This window comes from Thermus sp. FJN-A (assembly GCF_054655095.1).
Genome location: NZ_BAAHSC010000073.1, coordinates 1 through 388, shown reverse-complemented (window position 1 = coordinate 388; position 388 = coordinate 1). Strand labels below are relative to the sequence as shown.

Annotated in this window: 1 protein-coding gene; it reads left to right on the top strand. The window is 68.6% G+C overall.

The window, feature by feature from the left end:
• Positions 1–74: 74 nt before the first annotated feature.
• Entirely contained in the window at positions 75–377 is a 303-nt protein-coding gene (locus ACYQ0J_RS00380; RefSeq protein ID WP_460170245.1) for a BrnT family toxin, read from the top strand.
• Positions 378–388: the final 11 nt, after the last annotated feature.

The following is a 388-nucleotide window of genomic DNA, read 5'->3' as shown; positions in this document are numbered from 1 at the left end:
CCGCAGGAGGGAAGCGGTGAGGGCGGCCCCGGCCAGGTGGGTCGCGGCGGTCATGGCCCCCCCTTGCAAATACCATGGTATATACTGAAAGGGGAGGTTTCCCCTTGGGCTTCGCCTGGGATGAGGCCAACACCGCCCACATCGCCCGGCACGGGGTGCGTCCCCAGGAGGTGGAGGAAGCCCTCACCGACCCCAAGCGGCTGGTGCTCCGCACGCGCTCCCAAGGGGGCGAGGAACGCTGGGCGGCCCTGGGGGCCACGGAAGCCGGAAGGGTCCTCTTCGTGGTCTTCACCCGCAGGGAAGGCAGGGTGCGGCCCATCACCGCCCGGGACGCCACCTTGGAGGAGAAACGCCGCTACCGGAGGAGGGGAAAGTAAAGCATGAAGAG